The organism is Sorangium sp. So ce185 (assembly GCF_051526825.1).
Taxonomy (GTDB): domain Bacteria; phylum Myxococcota_A; class Polyangia; order Polyangiales; family Polyangiaceae; genus Sorangium; species Sorangium cellulosum_D.
Genome location: NZ_CP150316.1, coordinates 6,376,897 through 6,400,426, shown reverse-complemented (window position 1 = coordinate 6,400,426; position 23,530 = coordinate 6,376,897). Strand labels below are relative to the sequence as shown.

General features: G+C 74.0%; 17 protein-coding genes and 1 tRNA gene. 14 read left to right on the top strand and 4 right to left on the bottom strand.

Going from position 1 to position 23,530, the window contains the following annotated elements; genetic code table 11:
* Positions 1-637 precede the first annotated feature (637 nt).
* The 6 genes from WMF26_RS23510 to WMF26_RS23485 all read left to right on the top strand — a co-directional run bounded on the left by WMF26_RS23510 (position 638) and on the right by WMF26_RS23485 (position 6,993).
* Positions 638-865, top strand: a complete 228-nt coding sequence (locus WMF26_RS23510; RefSeq protein ID WP_437948358.1) for a hypothetical protein — start codon at positions 638-640, stop codon at positions 863-865.
* A 255-nt stretch (positions 866-1,120) separates the two neighbouring features.
* Positions 1,121-2,908 carry a serine/threonine protein kinase gene (locus WMF26_RS23505; RefSeq protein WP_438002113.1) on the top strand — a complete coding sequence of 596 codons (1,788 nt, stop codon included), beginning with the start codon at positions 1,121-1,123 and terminating at the stop codon, positions 2,906-2,908.
* Positions 2,901-3,512, top strand: a complete 612-nt coding sequence (locus WMF26_RS23500; protein ID WP_061625075.1) for a hypothetical protein — start codon at positions 2,901-2,903, stop codon at positions 3,510-3,512. Before WMF26_RS23505 ends, WMF26_RS23500 begins: the two co-directional genes overlap by 8 nt.
* Before the next feature lie 123 nt (positions 3,513-3,635).
* A complete protein-coding gene (locus tag WMF26_RS23495; protein ID WP_437948356.1) occupies positions 3,636-4,997 on the top strand; it encodes a glutamine synthetase family protein in 1,362 nt (453 codons plus the stop codon).
* Entirely contained in the window at positions 4,994-6,148 is a 1,155-nt protein-coding gene (locus tag WMF26_RS23490; RefSeq protein WP_438002112.1) for an iron-containing alcohol dehydrogenase, read from the top strand. The genes WMF26_RS23495 and WMF26_RS23490 overlap by 4 nt, the downstream gene beginning before the upstream one ends.
* A gap of 206 nt (positions 6,149-6,354) precedes the next feature.
* Positions 6,355-6,993 carry a sterol desaturase family protein gene (locus tag WMF26_RS23485; protein ID WP_437339238.1) on the top strand — a complete coding sequence of 213 codons (639 nt, stop codon included), beginning with the start codon at positions 6,355-6,357 and terminating at the stop codon, positions 6,991-6,993.
* A 348-nt stretch (positions 6,994-7,341) separates the two neighbouring features.
* On the opposite strand, the gene WMF26_RS23480 is transcribed toward WMF26_RS23485, so the two are convergent.
* Positions 7,342-7,656, bottom strand: a complete 315-nt coding sequence (locus WMF26_RS23480; protein ID WP_438002111.1) for a hypothetical protein — start codon at positions 7,654-7,656, stop codon at positions 7,342-7,344.
* Positions 7,657-7,849: 193 nt separating this feature from the next.
* Between WMF26_RS23480 and WMF26_RS23475 the strand changes: the two genes are divergently transcribed.
* The 5 genes from WMF26_RS23475 (at position 7,850) to WMF26_RS23455 (ending at position 13,269) form a co-directional block, all read left to right on the top strand.
* Positions 7,850-8,392 carry a hypothetical protein gene (locus tag WMF26_RS23475; RefSeq protein WP_438002110.1) on the top strand — a complete coding sequence of 181 codons (543 nt, stop codon included), beginning with the start codon at positions 7,850-7,852 and terminating at the stop codon, positions 8,390-8,392.
* A gap of 197 nt (positions 8,393-8,589) precedes the next feature.
* A tRNA-Gly gene (locus WMF26_RS23470) sits at positions 8,590-8,662 on the top strand.
* 258 nt (positions 8,663-8,920) lie between these two features.
* The gene (locus WMF26_RS23465; protein ID WP_438002109.1) at positions 8,921-10,369 is read left to right on the top strand and encodes a flippase; all 1,449 of its coding nucleotides are present in this window, start codon (positions 8,921-8,923) and stop codon (positions 10,367-10,369) included.
* A gap of 241 nt (positions 10,370-10,610) precedes the next feature.
* The gene (locus tag WMF26_RS23460) at positions 10,611-12,158 is read left to right on the top strand and encodes a serine/threonine-protein kinase (RefSeq protein ID WP_438002108.1); all 1,548 of its coding nucleotides are present in this window, start codon (positions 10,611-10,613) and stop codon (positions 12,156-12,158) included.
* Between the two features lie 292 nt (positions 12,159-12,450).
* Entirely contained in the window at positions 12,451-13,269 is an 819-nt protein-coding gene (locus WMF26_RS23455) for a hypothetical protein (protein ID WP_061628249.1), read from the top strand.
* On the opposite strand, the gene WMF26_RS23450 is transcribed toward WMF26_RS23455, so the two are convergent.
* Complete coding sequence (locus WMF26_RS23450) at positions 13,230-13,493, bottom strand: GlsB/YeaQ/YmgE family stress response membrane protein (protein WP_061628248.1); 264 nt, start codon at positions 13,491-13,493, stop codon at positions 13,230-13,232. The two genes, WMF26_RS23455 and WMF26_RS23450, sit on opposite strands and share 40 nt — an antisense overlap.
* A gap of 239 nt (positions 13,494-13,732) precedes the next feature.
* Positions 13,733-15,538, bottom strand: a complete 1,806-nt coding sequence (locus WMF26_RS23445) for a serine/threonine-protein kinase (RefSeq protein WP_438002107.1) — start codon at positions 15,536-15,538, stop codon at positions 13,733-13,735.
* A gap of 278 nt (positions 15,539-15,816) precedes the next feature.
* On the opposite strand from WMF26_RS23445, the gene WMF26_RS23440 reads away from it, so the two are divergent.
* The gene (locus WMF26_RS23440) at positions 15,817-16,899 is read left to right on the top strand and encodes a tetratricopeptide repeat protein (RefSeq protein WP_438002106.1); all 1,083 of its coding nucleotides are present in this window, start codon (positions 15,817-15,819) and stop codon (positions 16,897-16,899) included.
* A 22-nt stretch (positions 16,900-16,921) separates the two neighbouring features.
* Here the strand turns inward: WMF26_RS23440 and WMF26_RS23435 are convergent, their stop codons facing one another.
* A complete protein-coding gene (locus WMF26_RS23435) occupies positions 16,922-18,451 on the bottom strand; it encodes a serine/threonine-protein kinase (protein ID WP_438002105.1) in 1,530 nt (509 codons plus the stop codon).
* A 287-nt stretch (positions 18,452-18,738) separates the two neighbouring features.
* Here WMF26_RS23435 and WMF26_RS23430 point away from each other — a divergent pair, with 287 nt between their 5' ends.
* The gene (locus WMF26_RS23430; RefSeq protein ID WP_438002104.1) at positions 18,739-21,270 is read left to right on the top strand and encodes a hypothetical protein; all 2,532 of its coding nucleotides are present in this window, start codon (positions 18,739-18,741) and stop codon (positions 21,268-21,270) included.
* A 4-nt stretch (positions 21,271-21,274) separates the two neighbouring features.
* Complete coding sequence (locus WMF26_RS23425) at positions 21,275-23,524, top strand: ATP-binding protein (protein WP_438002103.1); 2,250 nt, start codon at positions 21,275-21,277, stop codon at positions 23,522-23,524.
* The last annotated feature ends 6 nt before the right edge of the window (positions 23,525-23,530 follow it).

Below are 23,530 nucleotides of genomic sequence, written 5' to 3'. Positions count from 1 at the left end.
CGAAGGTGCCACCGGGAGGCGTTCGGCGCGAGTTGGAATGCGGCAGGCGCCCCCTGGCGGCGTATCGACGTAAGTTGTCTTACTTGAAAGTGCCACCGGTAGGCGATCGACGCGAGTTGGAATGCGGCGAAGCGCCGCCGGGTGGCAATTCGAGTAAGATGCCTTACCCAAAGGTGCCACCGGTAGGCGCTCGGCGCGAGTTGGAATGCGGCGAAGCGCCGCCGGGTGGCGATTCGAGTAATATGCCTTACATCAAGGTGCTACCGGGCGGCGATCTGAGTAAGATGCCTTACTTCGCGTCGCCGCCGGGCGGCGATCCTGACAGCTCGACGACGAGGCCTGCGCCCGCCCGCAGCCTTCCGGCGCTCGGGCACCACGCGTCCCGCAACCCGGGTGGGCCGGCCTGCCCGGAGATCAGACGAGCGGGCGTCGCCGGTGCGCTCGTCCTCGAGACAACGGCGCCGAGGATCCTCTCTACCTCACCCACGGCACCCACGGCGGCCCACGGCCACCCGTCAGACCCATCCGCGCCCGCGACCCGCGTCGGCATCGTGCCCGCCGGGGACGAAATCGCCCCCGCGGGCGCCGCCGGGTTGCGGGGGGGCGCTTCATGGCTAGGCTGGTCCGCGGTCCACCCATGACGCCCTTCGATATCCTCGTCGGCACCGCGCTCGCGGCGCTCCTCGCTTTCCAGATCTACGTCACCGTGCGCGTCTTCCGAAGCCGCGTCTACGAGACCAAGCAGAAGGTCTGGCAAGCGCAGCTCGTCTGGCTGCTGCCGATCATCGGCGCCGGCCTCGTCTTCTCGATCCTCCAGGAAGAGGACAAGGCCCACCGCGACGCCTCCTCGCACCTCCGGAGCTGACCCAGCGCCTCCGGCCGCGCCGGCGGCGACGCCAGCCGTCACGCGGAACACGCGGAACACGCAGAACAACCGGCCGCGCTCCCTTCTCCGTCCTCCGCGCCCATCTGGCCACCTCGGCGCATCCCGATGACCGGCTGCGGCATCGGCACGCGGGATCGGCACGCGGGATCGGCACGCGGGATCGGCACAATCGAACAGCAAAATTCGGTTTCGCCCTTCGGTCCAGCGGCGCCGTGCGCTATGGCTCAGGGGAGCATGGCGGACGACGTCTTCGGCATCGTCGGGACCACGCAGGCGGGTAATTTCCACGTCGAGCAGGTGGTCGCGGAGGGGGGATTCGGCGTGGTGTACCGCGCGATCCATGGCGGCTTTCGCGCGCCGGTCGCCCTGAAATGCCTGAAGGTCTCCGAGGCGAAGACCCCGCGCGAACGCCAGCTCTTCCTCGAAAAATTCCGCGAGGAAGCCCAGCTGCTCTTCCGGCTCTCCGCCTCCATCCCGGAGGTCGTCCGCCCGCTCCACGTCGACGTGCTGCACCTCAAGCGCGGGGAGTTCGTCCCCTTCCTCGCCCTCGAGTGGCTGGAGGGCGAGTCGCTCGACAAGGTCATCGATCGGCGCAGGCTCAAGGGGGAGCCGCCGATCCCGCTCCACCGGCTGATGAAGATGATGCGCCCCATCGCGCAGGCGATCTCGCGCGCGCATCGCTTCCCGAGCCCGAACGGCACGGTGTCGATCATCCACCGCGACCTCAAGCCCGAGAACATCTTCATCACGACCCAGGAGGGGACCGAGCGCCTCAAGATCCTCGACTACGGCATCGCCCAGGCGAAGACGCTGGCCGAGCAGGCCGTCGGCCGGGTCACGAACGGCGACCCGCTGAACGCCTTCTCGCCGGCGTACGGCGCGCCGGAGCAGTGGGCGCCGAAGCGGTTCGGGCAGACGGGAACCTGGACCGACGTCTGGGGTCTAGCGCTCACCATGGCGGAGGCGCTCGTCGGGCGGCAGGTGATCGATGGCGAGGCGCAAGCCATGATGGGCACGGCGCTCGACGTGAAGCGCCGGCCCACGCCCCGGACCGAGGGCGCGAACATCCCGCCGGAGGTCGACGCGGTGTTCGAGCGCGCGCTCGCCGTGAGCCCGCGCGACCGCACGAGGGACATCGAGACCTTCTGGACCGAGCTGGAGGCGGCCATGGGGCTCGCGCCCACCTTCGGGCGCGCCGCCGCGCTCGAGGACGCGTACTCCACCCCGCCGCCGCCCTCGTCGTCGATGCGCGCGGCCGCCCCGCAGGTCAAGCGCGCCGGGCACGTCTGGCTCGACACGCCCAGGGACACAGGGTCGCTCGAGCTCGATCTCGACGTGGCCCCCGCCTCGATGCGCTCGCCCCGGGGCGGCCGCCGGGACGGGCCCGCGAGCAGCGTGCGCCCGGCGCCGCCCTCGGACTCGGCCGGGCTCGAGATGGATCTGCCCGAGGCGCCGCAGAGCGCGCGGGGCCGGGGGGTGGGCGCGCTCGCCGCCGACGTGGTGCCCGGGAGCGCGCGAGGCCGCGGCCTCTGGGACGAGCGCGCCGGCTTCGCGGAGGCGACGCCCGTGGGCGCGCTCCCGCGCGGCGGCGGGATGGAGAGCGCCCCGCCGGGCCTGCACGCGCGCGGCGGCGGGATGATGGAGAGCTCGCCGCCGCTGGAGGTGGCGCTCGGCGCGACGCCGCGCGCGACGTCGCTGGCGCCGGCCGCGGTGCGCCCGTTGTCGGACCTGCCGTCGATGAGGTACCGGCCGTCGGCGCGCCCGCCGGCGCCGGACGCGCGGCCGCGCCCGCCGGAGCCGAGGCCGATCGCCGCCGGGCCGAGCCTCCTCCAGCAGCTCGCGCTGCCCGTGGCCTGCATCGTGTTCGCCTGCGTGGTCACGGTCGCCGACCTCATCATGAAACGATCGGGCGAGGTGCTGAGCTTCGGCCCGGTGCGCTCGTTCTGGGTCGCCGGCGTGCTGCTCCTCTTCGGCGTCGGCCTGTTCTTCTGGCGCATGCTCGGAGACGCCGGCGATGCCTGACCAGGCCCACGGGAGCGCCGCGGAGCGGCGCGCCGAAGAGAGCGTGTCGGCCCGCTTCACGCGGATCATGAACGCGTCGACCTCGCGGTGGGGCGTGCTCACCGATCCGCCGCTCGTGGCGCTCGCCTCGGGCGCGCTCCTGCTCGCGTTCCTCGCGGCGCTCGGCCGCGACGCGGGCCCCTCGGTGGCGCGCGCGCTCGGCGCCCTCGCGCTCGCGCCGATCGCGGTCGCGCTCGCCGTCAGCGTGGCGCTGCGCGGCGCGCGGCGCGCGGTCGTCGCGTGGCTCGCGCGCCAGCCGTTCCCGGTGGAGAACCTCAACGCCGTGCTGAACGGCCTGGGCGAGGCGCTGGAGGTCACCTTCACGGGCGCCGTCCCGGACGCCGCGGAGCTCAACGTCGAGCTCGACAAGGTGCACCCGGACGCGTTCGTGACCGGGGGCGTCGAGGACGCCCGCACGCTGGACATCCGCATCGGCGTCGTCGACTCGAAGCGCAACCCGGCCGCGACGAACCACCAGCGCTACGCGCGCGTCCGCGAGCTCGTCGAGCGCGTGCTCGTGCCGCTCGCGGAGCGCTACCCGATCCAGAGCGTCCGGGTGAAGTGAGCGCGCGCGCGGGCAGACCGCGCGCGCGTCCGGCGCATGTCCGGGAGATGGCGCGGGGACGTCGCCCGGGGCCGGCGCGCGCGCTTGCCCTGCGGCCCCGTACCCCTGCTATCGTCGCGGCCCATGACCGCCTCGACCTCCGAGAAGCTCCTCTCCGATCTGGAAGCGCGGGGCATCACCCGCGCCAAGATCGGCGGCTTTGACATCGACGGCCTCCTCCGCGGAAAGTACGTCTCCCTCGAGAAGCTGAAGAGCGCCCTCGGGAGCGGCTTCGGCTTCTGCGACGTCATCTTCGGCTGGGACATCGCCGACGTCCTCTACGACAACACCAAGGTCACCGGCTGGCACACCGGCTACCCGGACGCGCACGCGGTCCTCGACCCGAGCACGCTCCGCGACCTGCCGTGGGAGCCGAACACCGTCGCGATGCTCGCCGACTTCCGCGACGAGCGCGGCGCCCCGCACCCCGCGTGCCCGCGCTCGCTCCTCAGGAGCGTCATCGCGAAGGGCGAGCGGATGGGGATCTCGGCGAAGTTCTCGTGCGAGTTCGAGTTCTTCCTCTTCGAGGAGACGCCGCGCTCGCTGCACGACAAGCGCTTCGCCGGCCTCACGCCGCTCAGCCCCGGCATGTTCGGCTACTCGTGGGTCCGCGAGGGCCAGAACAAGAAGCTCATGGCCGCCATCCTCGACCAGATGCGCGCCTTCGACGTCGAGATCGAGGGCCTGCACACCGAGACCGGCCCCGGCGTGTACGAGGCGGCGATCCGCTACGACGACGTGCTCCGCGCCGCGGACAAGGCCGCGCTCTTCAAGGTCGCCATGAAGCAGATCGCCCACGAGCACGGCCTCTCGGTCACGTTCATGGCGAAGTGGAACGCGGACCTGCCCGGCTCGAGCGGCCACCTGCACCAGAGCCTCTGGCGGGACGGCAAGAACATCTTCGACGACGCGTCGTCGCCCGACCGGCTCCCGCCCGCGCTGCGCCACTACGTCGGCGGCCAGATCGCGCTCATGCCCGAGCTCACGGCGCTCTACTCGCCCACGATCAACGCGTACAAGCGGTACGTGCCCGGCGTCTGGGCGCCGCTCACCGCCAGCTGGGGCGTCGAGAACCGCACGGCGGCGATCCGCCTCATCGGCCTCGGCACGCCCGGCGCGCGCGTCGAGTACCGCCAGACCGCCGCGGACATCAACCCCTACGTCGCCATGGCCGCGTGCCTCGGCGCGGGGCTCTACGGCATCGAGCACCGCGTCGAGCCGCCCGCGCAGGCCTCGGGGGACGCGTCGAGCGCCGAGTCGTCGCGCCTCGCGCTGCCGCGCTCGCTCGCGGAGGCGACGCGGCTGCTCGCGGGCAGCCAGAGGGCGCGCGAGATCCTCGGCGAGAGGTTCGTCGACCACTATGTCCTGACGCGCGACTGGGAGGTACGGCAGTACGAGCGCGCGGTCACGGATTGGGAGCTGAAGCGCTACTTCGAGGCGGTGTGATCATGAGCCAGTTCACGGTTTGGAGCTTTCCTACACGCATCCTCTTCGGCGCCGGCGTCGTCGAGCAGACGGGCGCCGAGGCGCGCCGGCTCGGGGCGGCGAGGGCCCTCATCGTCACGGACAAGGGCGTCGTCCGCTCGGGTCTGCTCGAGCCCGTCGCGGCCTCGCTGCGGAAGGAGGGGCTCGAGGTGGCCGTCTTCGACGACGTGCTCGGCAACCCGGTCGAGAAGAACGTGCACGACGGCGTCGCCGCGTTCCGCGACGCCCGCGCCGATCTCGTCGTGGCGCTCGGGGGCGGCTCGCCGCTCGACGTCGGCAAGCTCGTCCGCCTCGGCGTGAACCACGATCGGCCGCTCGTCGACTACGACGACGCCACCGGCGGCGATCGCTTCATCACGCCGAGCGTCCCGCCGATGCTCGCGATCCCCACGACGGCCGGGACCGGCAGCGAGGTCGGCCGCTCGGGCGTGGTGACGCTGGACGTGAACCACCGGAAGACGGTGATCTTCTCGCCGTACCTGCTCGCCAACGCCGCGCTGCTCGACCCGGTGATGACGCGGTCGATGCCGGCGTTCCTGACGGCGGCCACGGGCTTCGACGCGCTCACGCACTGCATCGAGGCGTACGTCGCGAAGGGCGATCACCCGATGGCCGACGGCATCGCGCTCGAGGGCATCCGCCTCGCCGCCGCGAACCTGGAGCGCGCGGTGACGCACGGCGACGACCTCGAGGCGCGCGGCGCCATGATGAAGGCGGCGATGATGGGCGCCGTCGCGTTCCAGAAGGGGCTCGGCGCGTGCCACTCGCTCGCGCACCCGCTCTCGAGCGAGTGCGGGCTGCACCACGGCCTCGCCAACGCGCTCTGCCTCCCGCCGGTGGTCGAGTTCAACGTCGCCGCGGCGGCGCCGCGCCTCGCGCGCGTCGCGGCGCTCCTCGGCGCCGCCGAGGACGCGGCCGCGTGCGCCGACGCCATCCGCGCGCTGCGCGCCCGCATCGGGCTCGCGGCCGGCCTCGAGAAGGCGGGGGTCTCGCGCGACAAGCTCGACGCGCTGGCCGATCTCGCCGCGCAGGACGCTTGCCACACGAGCAACCCGCGCCCGTGCTCGCGGAACGATCTCCGCCACCTCTACGAGGCGTCCTTCGCGGGCTGACGCGCGCGGCGCGCGGCTGTCCTGACGCGCGCCGCGCGTCGCTCGGCCGTCGGGCGCGCGACGCGCGCGCGTCGCCGCCTGGAGGGGACGCCCTGACCCGCATCGAGCGCGGCGGGGAGCACGGCCATTTCCCGGCATCCGCCGATCCGCTGGGCGCCGGCCTACCTCTGGCCGACAATGGATAAATGAGGTAGCAGGGGTGCACGATGACGGGCACCACCACCGAGCGCACCGCGCGTCCTGCGACCTGCCAGATGTTCGAGACGCCGCTCATCGAGCGATTTTCGCGGATCCACCCGATCACGCCGTTCGCCTTCTGGCTCCCGGTCCTCGGCTACCTGGGCGTCCGCGCCGCCGGGTTTGGTGTCGGCCTCTGGTCCGGGCTCGGCCTCGTGCTCGCCGGTCTGTTCCTGTGGACGTTCGCCGAGTACGTCCTGCACCGCTACGTGTTCCACTACGTCGGTCCGCGCCTGTGGCAGCGTCGGATGCACTTCGTTCTCCACGGGGTGCACCACGACTTCCCGCAGGACGCCGACCGGCTCGTGATGCCGCTCGGCGCCAGCATTCCCCTCGGCGCCGTTTTTTACATGCTGTTCCGCGCCGTCTTCGGCCCTGTCCCCGCGGATCCGCTGTTCATCGGCTTCAGCCTCGGGTACCTCGTGTACGACGGCACCCACTACGCCATTCACCACTTCCGCATGAGCTCGCGCTGGGGGAAGTGGATCAAGCGGCATCACATGGTCCATCACCACACGGGAGAACGCGCGCGGTGGGGCGTGTCGTCGCCGCTCTGGGACTGGGTCTTCGGGACGATGGGCACCTCGCAGCCGGGAAAAGGCAGCTGAGCGGGCGGGCGGCGCGCGCGCCGATGCGCGCCGCGGAGGCGCCGATGCGCGCCGCGGAGGATCGTGAGCGGATGGGAATGGCCCCGGCGCGCGGCGGGTTGAGGGGCCATGATTCGGTCGCGTTTGCACGCTTCCGCCTCCGCGAAGGACGCGGCGCAGCAGCCCGGCGCTGAGCTGCGGGCGCGTCGGCGAGGGGAGGGGGACGCGGGGTCGCGTCGACGTCGTTCGCCGGCTGCGCGCGCGGGCGGCGAGCGGCGCCGGCGCGGCGCCGCAGGGGCGCGGCGCATCGGTGGGCGGGATGAACGGATCGAGGGGATCGGGTCGAGGAGAGCGCGGCGCCGCGGGCCGTCAGGGCGCGGGCGTCGTGCCGGAGGGGGCGGGCCCTGCTGCAGGCGGCGCGTCGGGCAGCCGCCTCATCGCGCCTGCATAGAAGGTGCGGAGCGTGTTGCGCCCGCAGTAGGGGCACAACCACGCCACGTCGAACCGGTCGAGGTGGGCATTGATGCTGTGCGCAGGAGCGAGCTCCTTGTCGGCTTCACCGCCGGCCGACCGGCCGCGGGGAGCCCGGGTGGCCCACCCGGCGGTGACGTGCCGGTGCTCGTCCAGGGTGGCTGAGAGGCTTGCCTGGCACTCGCAAGGTGTGGAGATGAGAAACCGACTCATGCATGACCGTCCTTCGTAGATGTTTCCGTAGTCGATGCCAGCATGCCGCGGCGCGGCGAGGCGAGCTAGAGAGAGAGCCGCAGCGCGGCGTGCCGAGAAAGAGCGCGTCCTCATATAAAGGTTGGTCAGTTTGAGCTCAAGGGGTGTTAGCCTGGGGCACGGTTGCCCTGGTGTGACTGAGGAAGGGGAGTCCATGACCGTTCGACGTGCACCTCGTGAGCGCGCGACGCCGGCTTCGGGGAGGTTGCAGGTCGTCGAGGCGTGCAGGCCCGGGCCGCGCTCGGTGCGCAGCTTCCGGATCCTGCTCGCGCACGACGCCCGCGCTGCGACCTGCGACGCGCTGGCGCGCGCGATCGAGGCGACCCTGGCAAACGTCGAGATCGTGGACGCGTCGTCGATCGACGACGCCCTGCTCGCGTCGGCGACCGAGCGGTTCGATGCGTGCCTGATCTGCCTCGATCTGCCGCCGGCGCCGCTCGGCGGCGCGCGGCTCGCGAGCGAGCTCGTGGACAGCGACCACCCGGTCGTGCTCGTGACGAGGAGCCTGCGGTGGCTGCCGCCGGACAGGCCCACGCTGCAGCAGCTGCCCTGGATCCCGCCGGACGCGGGCGCGGACGAGATCACGAACGCGATCGCGGCGGCGACCAGCGACTGCAACAGCGCCGTGCGGCGGCGCTCGCCGCTGCCGGGCGATGTGCTCGGCGTGCCCGCGCTCCGCGCGCGCGCGCGCCGCTAGCGCCCCGCCGACCGAGCGCCGGGCGCGGCGTCGGTCGGAATCCGCCGGAACGCGGGGCCGGGAACCGGGGGAGGAATCCGGGACCGGAACCGGGGGAGGAATCCGGGGACGGAAACGGGGACGGAAATAGGGACGGAAAAGAGATGAAGGGGGTTGCTCTGCGGCTCGGGATTGGGTAGAAGCTTCCTCCACCTCAAGCGGGACTAGCTCAGTTGGTAGAGCATCAGCTTCCCAAGCTGAGGGTCGCGGGTTCGAATCCCGTGTCCCGCTCCGAGGATTGCCGGCCCCCTCCTGCGCTGGCGGTCCTCCTGCTGTTGGTGCCTCGGGCCCGATGAGCGCCTCTTCGATCGGCGCTGCCCGAGACGGCTCCTCGAGCTGAGCTCAGAGCAGCGGCGCGCCGCGGGCGCTCCAGCGCCGAGCGCGCCGCGCGAGACGGATGCGCTCTGGGAGCGCACGATGCTCGAATCGGGCCCACTCCCGCTGCGTGGACGGCGGTGCCCCACCCCAGGGGGACACCTGGAGGTGTTCATGCAGGATGGCCGGCGCATCGCGCTCAACGCGGCGCTGATGCTCCTCAAGCAGGCGATCATGGCCGTCCTCGGCGTCGTGTTCGTCGGCTACCTCGCGCGGAAGGTGGGCGTCGCCGCGTGGGGGGAGTTCCAGGCGTCGCTCGCGATCGCAGGGATCGTCACGATCGCCGCCGGCATCGGGGTGCGGGGGTACCTCGCCCGGGAGATCGCCGTGAAGCCGGAGCTCGGGCCGCGTCACCTCGGCGCGGCGCTCACCATCCGGGGCGTGACCGGGACGCTGGTGCTCGGCGCGACCGTGGCCGTCGCGCTCGCGACGCGCTCGGGCCTCGGCGCGCAGCTCGTCGTGCTCGCCGCGGCGTCCCAGCTCGCGACGCTGCTCTACTCGACGATGTGGCTCTCGTTCGAGGCCCACGAGCGCTTCCAGTACATCCTCTACGCGGAGCTCGGCGCGCGGCTGTTCGTCATCGCGCTCTCCGCGGCCCTGCTCGCGCTCGGCTTCGGCGTCGTCGCCGCGGCCGCGGCGTTCCTGCTCGGCAACGTGCTGGAGCTCGGGATCACCGCGCACTACCTGCGCTCCCGGCTCTACCGGCCCGAGCTCACCACGCCCCCCGCCGAGCTCTGGCAGATCGTGAAGCGCAGCCTGCCCATCGGCGCGCTCGGGGCGCTCGCGAGCGCGCTGCTCCAGACCGATCGCGTGATGCTCCGCGCCCTCTGCGACGAGGAGGCCGTGGGCGTCTACAGCGCGGCCTGGGTGCTGAGCGAGAACTTCAGGATGCTACCCGACGTGCTGCTCGGCGCCGCCTTCGCGGCCGGCATGCGCCTCTACGCCCAAGACAGCGACGCGTTCGGCCGCCTCTACGGCGGCTGCATGCTCGTCGCCGCGCTGTTCGGGCTGCCGGTCGCCGCCGGCGTCTTCCTGCTCGCGCCGGACATCGTCCAGCTCGTCTACGGATCGGCGGGCGACTACGCGCCGGCGGCGGACGTCCTCCGGATCCTCGCCTGCGGCGTCCCCGTGACGTTCGCGTTCCAGGTCGTGACGCTGCCGCTTCTCGCCGCGAAGCGCGAGGTCGCGATGGTGAAGCTGCTCGCGGTGGCGCTCGTCGCCGACGTCGCGCTGAACCTGCTCCTCCTGCCGCGCTACCGCGCCGTGGGCGCCGCGGGCGCGACGCTCGTCGTCAGCGCCGGGTCGCTGATCGCGTCGTGGGGCCTGAGCGCGCGCTGGGCCCAGTGCGTCGAGCTCGGCCGCATCGCCGCGGTCCTCGCCGCGACGGCGGCGATGACCACCGCGGCCTACGCCGCGCGCGCGCTCGCGGGGATGTGGGCGTCGATCGCGGTGGGCGTCGCCGTCTACGTCGCCCTCCTCCTCGCCCTGCGCGCCGTCTCCTTCCGCGAGCTGCGCGCGCTGCTCGCGCGCCGCGTCCGCGCCTCGCCCGCCACCGCGGCCTGATCCGCGTTCCGCCGCGGGCGGGGCCCGGCGCTGCGCGCGCCGTCCTCTGCGCGCGCGGCCCTCCACGCGCCTGTGCGGAACAGGAGGCCATCGAATTTTCGGCTTTTCCGCCGGAAGCGGCGCTCGCCTCGGGTCTCCGCAGCTGCCGACATGCGCTCTCATCCGGCGGGATTCACGCAGCGGCGCGGGGCGCCCGTGGCTCGGAGGTGACGGTGACGCGGCCCTCTCCGTGGCATGCAGCGTGAATAGCGGAGGGGCGATGTGGCGGCGCGGGCAGGTCCGGGGGGTGGCCGGGGTGGGGCGACTCCGGCAGTGGATGGCGCGGCGGCCGTCCTCGCTCCGCGCCTTCGGCATGCCGGGGCGCGACGAGCTGGGCGCGCCCGCGCAGCCGTGGAGGCCTCGCGAGATGGACCTGCCCATGGGCGACGGCGGCTACGCGCTGCTCGCGCGCCTTTCGGCCGGCGGCATGGCCGAGCTGTTCCTCGCGTGCCGGCGCGGGTCGGCAGGGATCGCGCACCCCGTCGTCGTGAAGCGCCTTCGCCCCGAGGCGCGGCGGGATCCGTCGATCGTGCGGATGTTCCTCCGGGAGGCGTGGATCAGCGCCCGGCTCCAGCACCCGAACGTGATCCGGTTCCACGACTTCGTGTTTCACGAGGGGCGCCATCACCTCGTGGTCGAGTACGTCCCGGGCTGCGATCTGGCGGCGGCCGCGCGCGCGCTCTTCGCCGAGGGGCGGCCGTTCCCGATCGAGGCGGCCCTCGAGATCGGCGTGGGCGTGCTGCGGGCGCTCGGGCACGCGCACGGGCTCCGCGACGACGGCGGGCAGCTCGTCGGGCTCGTGCACCGCGACGTGAGCCCGCAGAACGTGCTCCTCTCGCTCGAGGGCGAGATCAAGCTCATCGACTTCGGCGTCGCGGAGATGACGGCGATGCGCGGCATCCTGGACGACGCCTTCCCGCTCGGCTCGCCGGGCCAGGCGGGCGGTCCGGCGCCGTCGAGCGACGCCCCCACGGTGAAGGGCAAGCTCGGCTACGTGGCGCCCGAGCAGCTGCGCGGGCAGCGGATCGACGCGCGGGCCGATCTCTTCGCGGTCGGGGTGATCCTGTTCGAGCTCCTGACGGGGCGCCGCCTGTTCCACCGGAAGGAAGACGGCGCCACGATGCGCGCGGTGCTCTCGGGCGAGGTGCCGGCGATCGCGCCGCTCCGCCCGGCGTGCCCTGCGCTGCTCGAGGAGGCGGTGCGGCGCGCGCTCGCGCGCGATCCCGACGATCGCTTCGAGGCCGCGGCGCAGATGGAAGAGGCGCTCGCCGAGGTGCTCGCCTCGGTGCGCAGGGCGCCGGGCGGGGGCGACGAGCCGAGCTCGAGCGAGCGCGGGCTCCTCGCCGGCCAGGAGATCGCCGCGCTCGTGCGCGAGGTCGCGAGCGGGCGCGATCGCCACCGATCGCTGCTCGTGCGGGGCTGCCGGCGATCCGCCGGGGTCCGCGGGCGCCCGGGCGCGCGGCGCACCCTGACGAGCCGCTCCGGGGACGATCGCGACGAGGCGGCGCCCGCGGCGCGCGGCGTCGACGCGGGCGCGGGCGCGGAGGAGGCGGCGATCGAGATCGAGCGCAGCGAGGGTAGAGACGCGGTGACGCCGCACTGGAGGGAGGCGCGCCCGCCACGGCGCGCCCGGCTCCTGCAGTGGCTCGTGATCGCGGCGGTCACGTTCGCCGCCGGCGCGCTCGCGGGCAGGGCGATCGGCGCGCTCGACGGCGGCGCCGCGCCGGCGAGCCGCGGCGCGCCCCGGTAGCGCCGCGGGTCAGAGGTCCGGCAGGGAGCTGCCTCGCGAGCGACTCGCGAGCGAGGAGAATTTTCAACGCAAAGGCGCCAAGAGCGCAAAGACGCAAAAATGCATAATTTAATCTCTTTTTTGCGCCTTTGCGTTGAACTCTCTCTCCGGCGCCTCGCGATCCTCGAAAGCGCGGAGCTCGCGCGATCTCCGGGAGACCACCCATTCGGCGACGCCGCCGTGATGGGCCGAACGCGAACGGCCCTTTGCGGTGGCGCGCCCAGCGACGGGCTCGCTAGCCTAGCCCGCCCTGATGCCCCTCCGGAATCCCCTGAACCGCGGCGTCGCGTTCGCCGCAGTGGCCGTACCCCTCCTCGCGAGCGCCACGGGCGGGGGCGCGCTGCCGCGCCCGGCCGCCGACGCGCCTTTCGCGCCGGCGGAGCCGAGCGCGATCGACGCGGCGATCGAGCAGCAGCCCATCTGCGTCGGCTCGACGGTCGCGAGCGCGGGGGAGCTCGGCGACGTCCTGTTCTACCGCAGCGCGCCGGGAGAGCGCGGTACGGTCTCCGTCGGCTACTACGCGTTCTTCTCGGAGGAGCGGCCCTGGGGCAACAACTGGCTCACCTGGACCGTGCTGCCAGCGCTCGCCGTGGACCTCGTCTACACGCACGGGCTGCTCTTCGGCCCGGGAGTTCAGCGCGTCGCCTACGGCAAGGGCGACGTCGAGGGGTTCAGGATCGTCTACAGCGTGGGCGACGACGGGCGGCTCACCGCCGAGCACGGCGCCGCCGACCGCGGCGATCACAGCGATGTGCGGCTCGAGCGGGCCGATCTGCTCGCGGTCGATCCCGCGCGGCCGACGGTCTACTCGCGGTGGTGGAGCCATCAGCTCGGCGGGCAGGGCGCGGGGCCGGGCGATCTCGTTTATCGCCGCTGCTACGGCGCGGGCGCGATCCGGCCGCTGCCGCCGGACGTCGCGCTCGAGTTTCGCCTGGACCGGCGCGCCGGGCCGGCCCGCGTGGTGTCCGCCGCGGCGCTGCTCGAACCGCCCGCCTCGCCGCTGCGGCGCGAGCCCGCGAAGGGGGCGAGCCCTCAGGGCCTCGTCGCCCTCCGGCCGAGCGTCGCGTTGTAGATGGCGAGGAGGATGACGGCGCCCAGGATCGACATGAAGAAGCCCCCGCTCGACTGGTACGACGGGTAGAGCCCGAGGGCCCGGCCGATGAAGCCGCCGAGCAGGGCGCCCGCGATGCCGAGCAGCGCGGTCACCACGAAGCCGCCGGGATCGCGCCCGGGGGTGAGCAGCTTGGCGATGACGCCGACGATGAGCCCAAACAGGATCCACAACAGCACGGACATGGTTCGCTCCTCTCGACACCGGGCGACGCCGAGGGGCGTCTTCCCGCGTCAACGCGGAGGCCAGCGTTTGCAGACGACGTGCCGTTCGCGGTGAGCTCCGTTCGCACCGGGCTGAAGCGGAGGCTCGGCAGCCAGCGTGAACGGCGTCGCCATCCGGCCCGCGGCGCTGGGCACCGGCTGTACATCGTCGACCCGCCCGGCGCGCCGATCTCGAGGCCGGTCTCCCGCTCCCGCGGCGCTCACGGCGGCTCCAGGGGACAGGCGCGCTCCGGCTCGTCCGCGCGCGGCGGCGTCGGCCGCGCGTCGTCGGTCGGGGGCGCGTCGCCGTCGCGCCCCGGCGAGGGCGAGGCGAGCGGGGCGAGCGCCGCGCCGGCAGCGCTGAAGAGCAGGCACAGCGATCCGCCGAGCACCGTGGCCGCGACGGTGCCGACCACGACCGGAGCGAGCCGCCGGCGACGCCGTCGGCGCAGCCGCGCCTGGCTCCGCAGCCCGCCGGGCAGGCGCGCCCGCAGCAGGAGGACGGGCGCGAGCGCGGCGTCGAGCTCCGGGCTGGGATGCGCGCAGACAAGAGCGGGCGACGGAGCCGCGGCGCTGGGAGGCGCCGCGTCCGCCGGCGGCGCGCCGGCCGCGGCGGCGTCCGCGGCGGGCTCGACGAGCGCCGCGGGCGGGCAGGGCGCGGCGCCGTGGCCGACCCAGGTGGACGCGGACGAGGGATCGCGCCGCGCGTCCGGCGGGGAGCAGGGCAGATCCAGGAGCGCGCTCCCCGGCAGCGAGGACGGGGAACGGTACCCGACCCACGTCGAGGTGCACGCGGAGCGCGCCGAGGCGTCGTCCGCAGCGCGCGCCGGGGCGTCGTCCGCAGCGCGCGCTGGGGCGCGCTCTTCCGCGGCGGAGCGCCCGCTGCGGAGCGCGATGTGCGCGAGCGCCTCGCGCAGGGCGCGCGCGCTCTGCGGGCGGTCGTCCGGGTTCTTGCGCAGGCATTGCAGGATCAGCGCCTCCAGATCCGGATCGATCTCCGGGTGAAGGGCGCTCGGCAGGGGCGGCGGGGAGTCGACGTGCGCGGCGGCGAGCGCGACGGGCGTCGGGCGCTCGAACGGGAGCCGCCCCGTCGCCATCTCGAAGAGCAGCACGCCGCACGCGTAGATGTCGCTGCGCGCGTCCACGGGCTGCCCTGCCGCCTGCTCCGGGCTCATGTAGGCGGGGGTCCCGATGACGAGCCGGCCGTCGTCGGCGGCCGCGGCGAGCAGCGGCGCGCCCGCGAGCGCGCCGGAGCGCTCGTCGTGGAGCACCTTCGCCGTCCCGAAGTCGAGGAGCTTCACCTGCTCGAACGGCGCGCCGCCGTCGTCGACGCGGGGCACCAGGCGGATGTTCTCGGGCTTGACGTCGCGGTGGATGACGCCCGCGTCGTGCGCGTGCTGCAGCGCGGAGCACAGCTGGCGCATGATCGCGACGATGCGCTCCGCGGGCAGGATCGGCGCGGCGTTGAGCAGGTCGATGAGGTCCTTGCCGTCGAGGTGCTCGGTGACGAGGTACCAGAGGCTCGGCGGCTCCGGCTCGCGCCCGTCGGCGCCCGCGAAGGGCGCGCCGTGGGGGAACGACGGCTCGCAGCCGAAGTCGAGGACCCGCACGATGTTCGGGTGATCGAGCCGGCTCGCCGCCATCGCCTCGACGTGGAACCTCAGCACCGCGTCCCCGGCGCGGACGCCGCCGGAGCGCGGCCTCGAGTCGGTCGAGGGCCGCTCGCTCACGCCGCTCGAGGCGCGGGGGTCCGGGTCCTCCCGGCGCGACGGCGCGCAGACGCGCGTCGTGCAGGCGCGGCGGCCCGCTCCGCCCGCCGCGCCCGGCGAAGCGCCGCGCTCGCGGATGATCTTCACGGCGCACGCGCGCCCGAGCCCGAGGTGCCGCGCGCGGTAGACGCGCCCCATCGCGCCGGCGCCGATCAGCTGCTCGATGAGGTACCGCCCCCCGAGCAGGCGTCCCCTGAGGGATCGCTCCGAGGACGGGAGTCCCGCGTCGAGGGGCGCGGAGGAGCGGAGGCAGTCCATGGCGCGTCCCACGCAGCAGAATGGGTGCCATCGCGCTGTGCGGACGGTTCACAGCCGCCCGCGGACGGCGCCTCCGAGCGGCGGCGCGCGGCGCGCTGCGCGCAGGCTCGCCGCGCCGCTGCGCGAAGCGCGCGGAGGGCGTCGAGCGGCCCGCGCGCCGCGCGCCGCCGCTCGGAGGCGCCGCGAAACGCCGGACAGAGCGCAGGCCGGCGGCGCCGCGGGGCTGATTTGTTCCGTTGCCGACGGCCTGTGATAGCGTGGCGCGCGAGGAGGCCCGAGTGCTCTTGAGACGATGCGTTCCGTTCGCTGCGGCGCTGTTCCTGCTGCTCCCGACAGGCGAGGTGCTCGCACAGTCGGACCAGGACAGAGCAGCGGCCCGGTCGCTGGCCACGCAGGGCGCCGAAGCGTTCACGTCCGGCCGCTTCGACGAGGCGATCGATCTGCTCGGTCGCGCCGAGGCGATCGTGCACGCGCCGACGCACCTCCTGCTGATCGCGCGCGCGCAGACGCGCCTCGGCCGGCTCGTGGCGGCCAAGGAGACGTACCTGCGGATCGTCCGCGAGGAGCTGCCGTCCACGGCGCCGTCTCCCTTCAAGAAGGCCCAGCAGGACGCGCGGGAGGAGCTCGCCGCGGTCGATCCCAGGATCGCGTCGCTGCGCATCGCGCTGGAGGGCGCCGCCGGCCGGAAGATCGTCGTGAAGCTCGACGGACAGCCGGTCGCGGACGCGCTGCTCGGCGTGCACCGCCCGATCGATCCCGGCAATCACGTGGTGACCGTCTATCCGCCGGGCCTCTCGCCGATCGAGCAGGCGGTCACGCTCGGCGACGGCGAGCGGAAGGAGCTGAAGATCCCGGTCCCGGAGAGCCCGGCCATGCCGCCCTCGCCCGACGCCTCGGGGGAGGGGCAGGGGACCTGGAGCAGCGGCCCAGGCGAGGTCCCCCCCGAAGGCCCGCCGGGCAAGCCGGAGCGAAAGACGAACGTGCTCATGCTGGGCGGGGGCATCGCGGCCGCGGCGCTCGGGCTCGGCGGGGTCGTGGTGGGCTCGGTATTCCTGGCGAAGGGCGGCTCGACGCAGCAGAAAGCGAACGATCTGAGCGATACGCACCGGTGCGAGTCGTCGCAGACAGGCCCCGGCGCGGGCTGCGGTCCGCTGATCCAGCAGCAGATCAAGCGGCTCGACGCCGACGCCGCGGATCAGCAGACGACCGGCGCGATCAACCTCATCACGGGCGGCGTGCTCCTCGTCGGCGGCGCGACGCTGATCGTGCTGGAGCTGACGTCCAAGCCGGAGCCGTCGAGCTCGGCGTGGGTCGCCCCCTACGTGACGCCGACCGGGCTCGGGGTGCGCGGCGCGTTCTGACGGGAGCGCCCCGAGCGCGCGCTCAGTAGCCGAAGTCGCCCGGAACGCCCGGCTTCTGCGGCTTCTGGGGTTGCGCGCTCGGCCTCGTCGTCGGCGCCTGCTGCGGCGGCTTCGTCACGGGCGGCGGCTTCGTCTGGGAAGGCGGCGTCCGCGGCGTGAGCGGCTTCACCGGCGCCGAGGACGCCGCCGGGACGGCGCTCGGCTCCGCCGTGGCTGGCGGCGTGGGCGGCGTGGGCTCTGCGGCCGTGGCGCTCGCGGTGACGACCGGCGGCTCCGGCGGGGGCGGCGTCGCCGTCGTCGGAGGCGGCGGCGGCGTCGCGAGGGCCGTCGCGCTGACGGCGCTCGGATCCGGGCTCGCCGCGCCCGTCGCCCCGCTGCCGCCGAAGGCGAACCAGGCGGCGAGGCCGGCGCCGAGCAGGGTGGCCGTCGCGGCGAGCGCGGCGAAGACCGGCATCCTGGACGGGGGGCGCGTCGCGCGGCCCGTGACGCCCGACGAGGCGCCCCACGAGTTGGCGGTCAGCTGCGGCGTGTGCGGCGTGTGGCCCATGCCGGGCACCGGCGGCCCGCTCTGGCCCCACGAGGGGGTGTCGGGGCGGAGGGGGGGCGGAGGGGTCGTCGTCACCTCCGGCTGGGACGGCAGCGACAGCCGCGAGAGGGACGTCCGCCCCGTGCTCAGCAAGGCCAGGTTGGGCCGCGCCGCCGCCCACGCGAGGAGCGCGCTCTTGAACTCCGCGCAGCTCTGGAAGCGGGCCCCCGGCTCGCGCGCCATCGCCTTCTGGATGATCCCGGAGAACTCGACGTCGAGGTCGGGCACGAGCTGCTGGGGCACCGGCGCCGTCTCGAGGACGATCTTGAAGAGCAGCTCGTTGAAGGTCGCCGCGTCGAACGGCACCTGACCGGTCGTCGCCTGGTAGAGCAGCACGCCCATGGCGTAGATGTCGGTCCGCTGGTCGACGGGGCTGGAGCCCCGCGCCTGCTCGGGCGACATGTAGTAGGGCGTCCCGACGACGGCGCCCGTGCGCGTCATGCTCATCTCCCCGCCGGCGAGCTGCGAGAACTTCGAGACGCCGAAATCGAGCACCTTCACGAAGTTGCTGAGCCCGGCCTTCACGGGGATGACGAAGATGTTGTCGGGCTTCAGGTCGCGGTGGATGATCCCCGCGGCGTGCGCGGCGCCGAGCGCCTCGAGCACCTGGACCATGATCGGCACGGTGATCTCGGGCCCGAGCCGCCCCGCCCGCTCGATCTTGGCGCCGAGGGTCTCGCCCTCGAGGTACTCCATGACCATGTACCGCGTGCCGTCGGGCAGCACGCCGAGGTCGAGCACCTCGCAGATGTGATCGGAGCCGATCCGCGCCGCGGCCTGGGCCTCGCGCTCGAAGCGCGCCACCGACTCGGCCTGGCTCGAGATGTTGGCGTGCAGCAGCTTGATGGCGACGCGGCGCCGGATGCGCACGTTCTCGCCTTCGAAGACCGCGCCCATGCCCCCCTGGCCGAGCAGCCGGACGATCCGGTACTTGCCGTCGATGATCTCGCCGACCAGCGCGCTCATGCCGGCGTTCCCGGTGCGGAGAAGCAAATCACCCGGGCAGACTAGCACGGTGGCCCGAGGGCAGCCTACGCCCTAGGGGGCGGGCGCGCCGTCGTGTCTCCGCTTCCGCCGCCTACCCGCACGCGGACCGCCCCGCGCGCGGACCGCCCCGCGCACCGCCGCCCGGCGCGACGCGCGCCGTTCGACGCAGGCTCGACGCAGGCCCGCCGGCCGACGGCGGAATGAAAGCCCCGCCCGCGCATCCGCGGGGCTGGCGCAGGGGTTCTTCGTGATAACGTCGCCCTCGTATGCCGGTTTACGAGCTATCGGTCGACGGAACCCTGGTTCGCGAAGCGGAGAAGGTCGTGTCGCTCGCGGGCCGCGAGTTTCCGACGCTCGTCATGCGCTGGGAATCGCGCCTCTTCGACCAGCCGTGGCTCACCACGCTCGTGCTCGACTACGTGATCGCGTTGCCGCCGCTCATCGTCGGGCAGGCGACGTTCAACGAGGTCAGGATTGCCGCCTTCACGGGCCGCGCTGGCACGAAGTTCATGTACTTCGGCACCGAGATGAGCGCGAGCGTCCCCCGCATCGCGCCCGAGATGGAGAACGCGGTCGGTCCGTCCGAGCTCTACCAGGAGTTCCGTCTCGACGAGCAGACTTGCCCGATCCCCTACCTGAAGCTGATCCAGGTCAGCCCGCGCATCTACGGCGAAGGGCTCCAGAACTACTACTCGCCCCCGATCAAGGTCGAGCGCTACGACGGGGTGGCCTCGCCCGAGCTCATCGCGGACTTCTTCCCCAAGGTCGTCGCGAACCTCGAGCCCGTGAAGGGGACGACGCTCGTCGACCCCGCGCAGGGCCTCTGGACGGGCGCGCGCTTCCTCGGCGCCACGGCGATCGCCATCCTCCGGCAGGGCCGCGTGGTCGGGCTGCACCGCCGCACCGGCAAGACCGACAAGGACCCGATCCCGCCCGAGGTGAAGCGGCGCGATCCGCGGCTCGACGTGCGCACCGACTGGGTCGCCGTGGACGTGGGCGCCGCGTCGACGGCCGTCGCTGTCCGGGGAGAGCGCGGCGGCGCCGAGTTCGTCCGGATCGGCGCCGACGGGCCGGTCCGGGTCTCGGCCGACAACGAGAACCCGAGCGAGGTCGCGTTCGAGGCGCTCGCCCGGACCACGAAGGCGTGGCGCGACCGGGTGATCCTGCCGATGACGCGCTGGGGCGACGTGCTCGTCGGGCACGCGGCGCGCGACATGCGCCTCCGGCCCGGCGAGGGCGCACACGAGCGCGCCGCGGCCTCGCTCCCGGCCCTCGCGCTCCTGCGCGAGCGGACCGAGCGCGGCGAGCCGTTCCGGCTCCGGGGCCGGTGCGATCCCGACACGACCGAGGCGTTGAAGAAGCCGGCGCCGCCCATCATCGACGAGGAAGGGATCGGCGCGCACGACCCGTTCGACCCGCTCGAGCTCTACGCGTACTACGTCGGCCTGCACCTAAACCAGCGCTCGCGGGGCATCTCCACGCGCTACGCGATCACGATGCCGACGGGCTGGTCGCCCGAGCGCCGCGCCAGCGTGCTCATCGCCTTCCGCCGCGGCCTCTTCCGGAGCCTGCCCGCGGGGCTCTGCGAGTACCACGACCTCGAGGGCCTGAAGGTCGTCGACGCGGGCCCGTCGGCGATCGCCTACGCCGTCCAGGCGTTCCGCATGTTCGGGATCCAGCCGCGCGACGGCGGCGTCCCGTTCTGCGTCATCGACGCCGGGGCCAGCGAGGCGGGGATCGCCTTCGGCCTCCTGCGGAGCGCGAAGGCCCACGAGGCGGCGCAGGGGCTGGAGCGGATGGTCGAGTACCTCGATCCCACGGCGATCCCCTGGCTCGGCGGCGAGCGGCTCCTGCACCGGCTCGCCTACCGGGTGTACGCGGCCAGCCAGGCCGAGATGCGCGAGCGCCGCATCCCGTTCGAGCGCCCGCCCGAGGAGAGCCCGCTCGGCGACGCGGAGGCGCTCTTCGCGCCGTCGCCCGACGCGCGCGCCAACACCTGGGCGCTCAAGGAGCTCCTGCGGCCCCTCCTCGAGGGGGGGCCGAGCGCGCCGGTCGCGGAGCAGCTCGCGCTGGTCGGGCTCGACGGCGAGAGCTCCGTGGTGCCGCTCTCGATCGACCGCGGCGCGCTGAGCGGCGCGCTCGACGGGTGGTTCCGGGACGCGATCGACGTGTTCCGGCAGCACCTCGCCGGCGCGGTGGCGAAGATCGGGCGCGAGCCGGACCCGTACCAGGGGCTCCGGATCCTGCTCGCCGGGCGCCTCGGGATGAACCCGCGCTTCGCGGAGCTGCTCGCCGGCGTGCTGCCCGCGGGCGTGCAGCTGCACCGCTTCAAGGAGCCGGACAAGGCGAACCTGGGCGCGCCGACCGTCAAGATGGCCACCGCGCTCGGCGCGCTGTCGCTGCGGTTCGATCGGATCGGGGCCACGCTCCGCGCGGAGAAGCGCGACGCGTTCCGCTACCGCGTCGGGCGCGCCCGCCATGGGCAGCTCGCCGACGTGCTCGATCCGTCGGTCGACTACGACGCGTGGCGCGAGATGGGCGCCTGCCTGAAGCCGGAGATCGAGGTCCTGTTCATGGCGGCCGAGGACGAGGGGGAGGTCGCGGCCGACGATCCTCGGGTGCGCCGCGCGGTCTGCGCGCTCGGGCGCGACGCCGTCGGGCAGCGGCTCTACATCCGGGCCGTCGGGCCGGCGCGCGCCGAGGTCAGCGTGGGGCCGCCCGGCGGCGAGCCCTCGGCGAGCGCCGTGTGCTGGTCGGTCGACCTGCAGAGCGGCGCCGCGGAGAAGACCAGCGGCTGAGCGCATGGGGGCGCCGCGGTTTCACGTGTCCCACGCCGATCTGGAGCTCGAGGGATCGATCCACGCCGGGGCGCCTGACGGGGCCGGCTCGGCGGCCGATGGTGCCAGCGCCGCGCCGGCGGCCGATGGTGCCAGCGCCGCGCCGGCCGACGCCCGGCAGGCCGAGGCCAGGCTGGCCGCGCTGCTCGCGACGGCGACCGCGCTGACCGGCTCGACCTCGCTCGCCGAGGCCGCGTCGCGCGTGGTCGCCGCGCTCGTCGAGCACCTCGGCTGGGACGTCGCGGCGCTCTGGCTCGCCGAGCCGCAGGCCAGCGCCGCGGGGTGCGCGCCGCTCGCCGGGGCGTCGAGCGCGCTCCGCTGCGTCGCGGCCCGGGCGGCGGCGCACCTCGAGCGCGAGGCGATCGAGGAGGCGCTCCGCCAGGAGCCGCACCCCGCCGCCGAGCACGGGCTCGTCGGCGAGGTCTTCCGCAGCGGCGAGCCGGCGTTCCGCGCCGGCGTCGTCGACTCCGCCGACGCCGCGCGCGGGCCGAGCTGGGAGCGCGCGGCGTGCGCCGCCCCGATCCCGTGCGGCGACGGCGTGGCCGGGGTGATCGAGCTGAGGAGCCGCGCGCCGCTGCGCCGCGACGAGCCGCTGCTCCTCGTCCTCGCGTCGATCGGCGGCCAGATCGGGCAGAGCGTCGCTCTGCGGCGCGCCGAGCGGGAGAGCGCGCGCGCCGCGGGCGAGCTCCGCGCGCTCGTCCGCGCCATCCCGGATCTCTGCTTCCGCCTCGACGCCGAGCTCCGGATCGTCGACTGCAACGAGCCGCGGCCCTCCGCGCTCCGCGTCGCGCCCGAGGCGCCGCTCGGCAAGCGCGTGGCCGAGGCGCTCCCCGGCGAGCTCGGGGAGCAGCTGGAGCGCGCGGTCCGGGAGGCCCGCGAGACGGGCGCCGTCGTCGCGCTCGAGCACGCCGTCCCGAGCGCGGGCGGAGAGCGCCACGTGGAGGCGCGCACGATGCCCTTCCTCGAGGGGCACGCCCTCGTCCTGCTCCGCGACATCACCGAGCGGCGGCGCGCCGAGGAGGCGCTCCGGCAGCGCGAGGAGCGCTCGCGCGAGTCGCAGAAGATGGAGGCGCTCGGCCGGCTGGCCGGCGGCATCGCGCACGACTTCAACAACATGCTCATGGTGATGCTCGGCTACGGCGAGCTCATCCTGCGCCGGCTCGGGCCCGAGAGCGCGCTCCGGCGCGACGCCCTCCAGGTCACGAAGGCCGGGGAGCGCGCCGCGGCGCTCACGCGGCAGCTCCTCGCGATGAGCCGGCGCAAGGTGCTGCAGCGCGAGGTGCTCGACCTCAACGCGGTGGTGCTCGACATGCAGACGATGCTCCAGCGCCTCATCGGCGAGAACATCGATCTGCAGACGAACGTCGGGCGGGATCTCGGCTCGATCAAGTTCGACAAGAGCCAGCTGGAGCAGGTCCTCCTGAACCTGGTCGTGAACGCGCGCGACGCGATGCCGGGCGGCGGGAAGCTCGTGGTCGAGACCTCCCTCGGCGAGCCCGGCCAGAGCCCCGCGGCGCGGTCGTTCGTGCCCGCGGAGCAGGACGAAGCCGACGCGCCCGCCGCGGCCGGCCCCCCGTACGTCGTGCTGTCGGTGACCGACAGCGGCGACGGGATGGACCACGACACGCTCGCGCACCTGTTCGAGCCGTTCTTCACGACGAAGGCGCGCGGCAAGGGCACGGGGCTCGGCCTCGCCACGGTCTACGGCATCGTGAGCCAGAGCGGCGGGCTGATCGAGGTCGAGAGCGAGGTCGGGCTCGGCACGACGTTCCGCATCTACCTGCCGCGCGTCGAGGACCGCTCCGAGGCGGCGCCCGCGCGCACCCGGCCGCCGCCGGCCGGCGGCGACGAGACGGTGCTCGTCGTCGAGGACGACGACGCCGTGCGCAAGCTCATCGTCGAGGTGCTCGAGCGGCGCGGCTACGGCGTGCTGTCGGCCGCGACCGGCGAGGAGGCGCTCGCCACGCTCACGAGCGACGGGGAGGAGGCGGTCGACCTCCTGCTCACCGACCTCGTGATGCCCGGCATGAACGGCCGCGAGCTCGCCGAGCGCGCCCTCGCGATCCACCCGCGCGCGCGCGTGCTGTACATGTCCGGCTACGCGGAGGACGTCCTCGCGGGCGCCGAGGCCGACCGCGAGCTGGTGCTGCTGCAGAAGCCGTTCACCCCCGACACCCTGGCGCAGCGCGTGCGCGACCTGCTCGACCGGCGCTGACGGGAG

Bases quoted from the DNA above. Each gene is read 5' to 3' on its own strand.
- WMF26_RS23510 (WP_437948358.1), top strand. From the start codon at position 638: ATGACGCCCTTCGATATCCTCGTCGGCACCGCGCTCGCGGCGCTCCTC.
- WMF26_RS23505 (WP_438002113.1), top strand. From the start codon at position 1,121: ATGGCGGACGACGTCTTCGGCATCGTCGGGACCACGCAGGCGGGTAAT.
- WMF26_RS23500 (WP_061625075.1), top strand. From the start codon at position 2,901: ATGCCTGACCAGGCCCACGGGAGCGCCGCGGAGCGGCGCGCCGAAGAG.
- WMF26_RS23495 (WP_437948356.1), top strand. From the start codon at position 3,636: ATGACCGCCTCGACCTCCGAGAAGCTCCTCTCCGATCTGGAAGCGCGG.
- WMF26_RS23485 (WP_437339238.1), top strand. From the start codon at position 6,355: ATGACGGGCACCACCACCGAGCGCACCGCGCGTCCTGCGACCTGCCAG.
- WMF26_RS23480 (WP_438002111.1), bottom strand. From the start codon at position 7,656: ATGAGTCGGTTTCTCATCTCCACACCTTGCGAGTGCCAGGCAAGCCTC.
- WMF26_RS23475 (WP_438002110.1), top strand. From the start codon at position 7,850: ATGACCGTTCGACGTGCACCTCGTGAGCGCGCGACGCCGGCTTCGGGG.
- WMF26_RS23465 (WP_438002109.1), top strand. From the start codon at position 8,921: ATGCAGGATGGCCGGCGCATCGCGCTCAACGCGGCGCTGATGCTCCTC.
- WMF26_RS23455 (WP_061628249.1), top strand. From the start codon at position 12,451: ATGCCCCTCCGGAATCCCCTGAACCGCGGCGTCGCGTTCGCCGCAGTG.
- WMF26_RS23450 (WP_061628248.1), bottom strand. From the start codon at position 13,493: ATGTCCGTGCTGTTGTGGATCCTGTTTGGGCTCATCGTCGGCGTCATC.
- WMF26_RS23445 (WP_438002107.1), bottom strand. From the start codon at position 15,538: ATGGACTGCCTCCGCTCCTCCGCGCCCCTCGACGCGGGACTCCCGTCC.
- WMF26_RS23435 (WP_438002105.1), bottom strand. From the start codon at position 18,451: ATGAGCGCGCTGGTCGGCGAGATCATCGACGGCAAGTACCGGATCGTC.
- WMF26_RS23430 (WP_438002104.1), top strand. From the start codon at position 18,739: ATGCCGGTTTACGAGCTATCGGTCGACGGAACCCTGGTTCGCGAAGCG.
- WMF26_RS23425 (WP_438002103.1), top strand. From the start codon at position 21,275: ATGGGGGCGCCGCGGTTTCACGTGTCCCACGCCGATCTGGAGCTCGAG.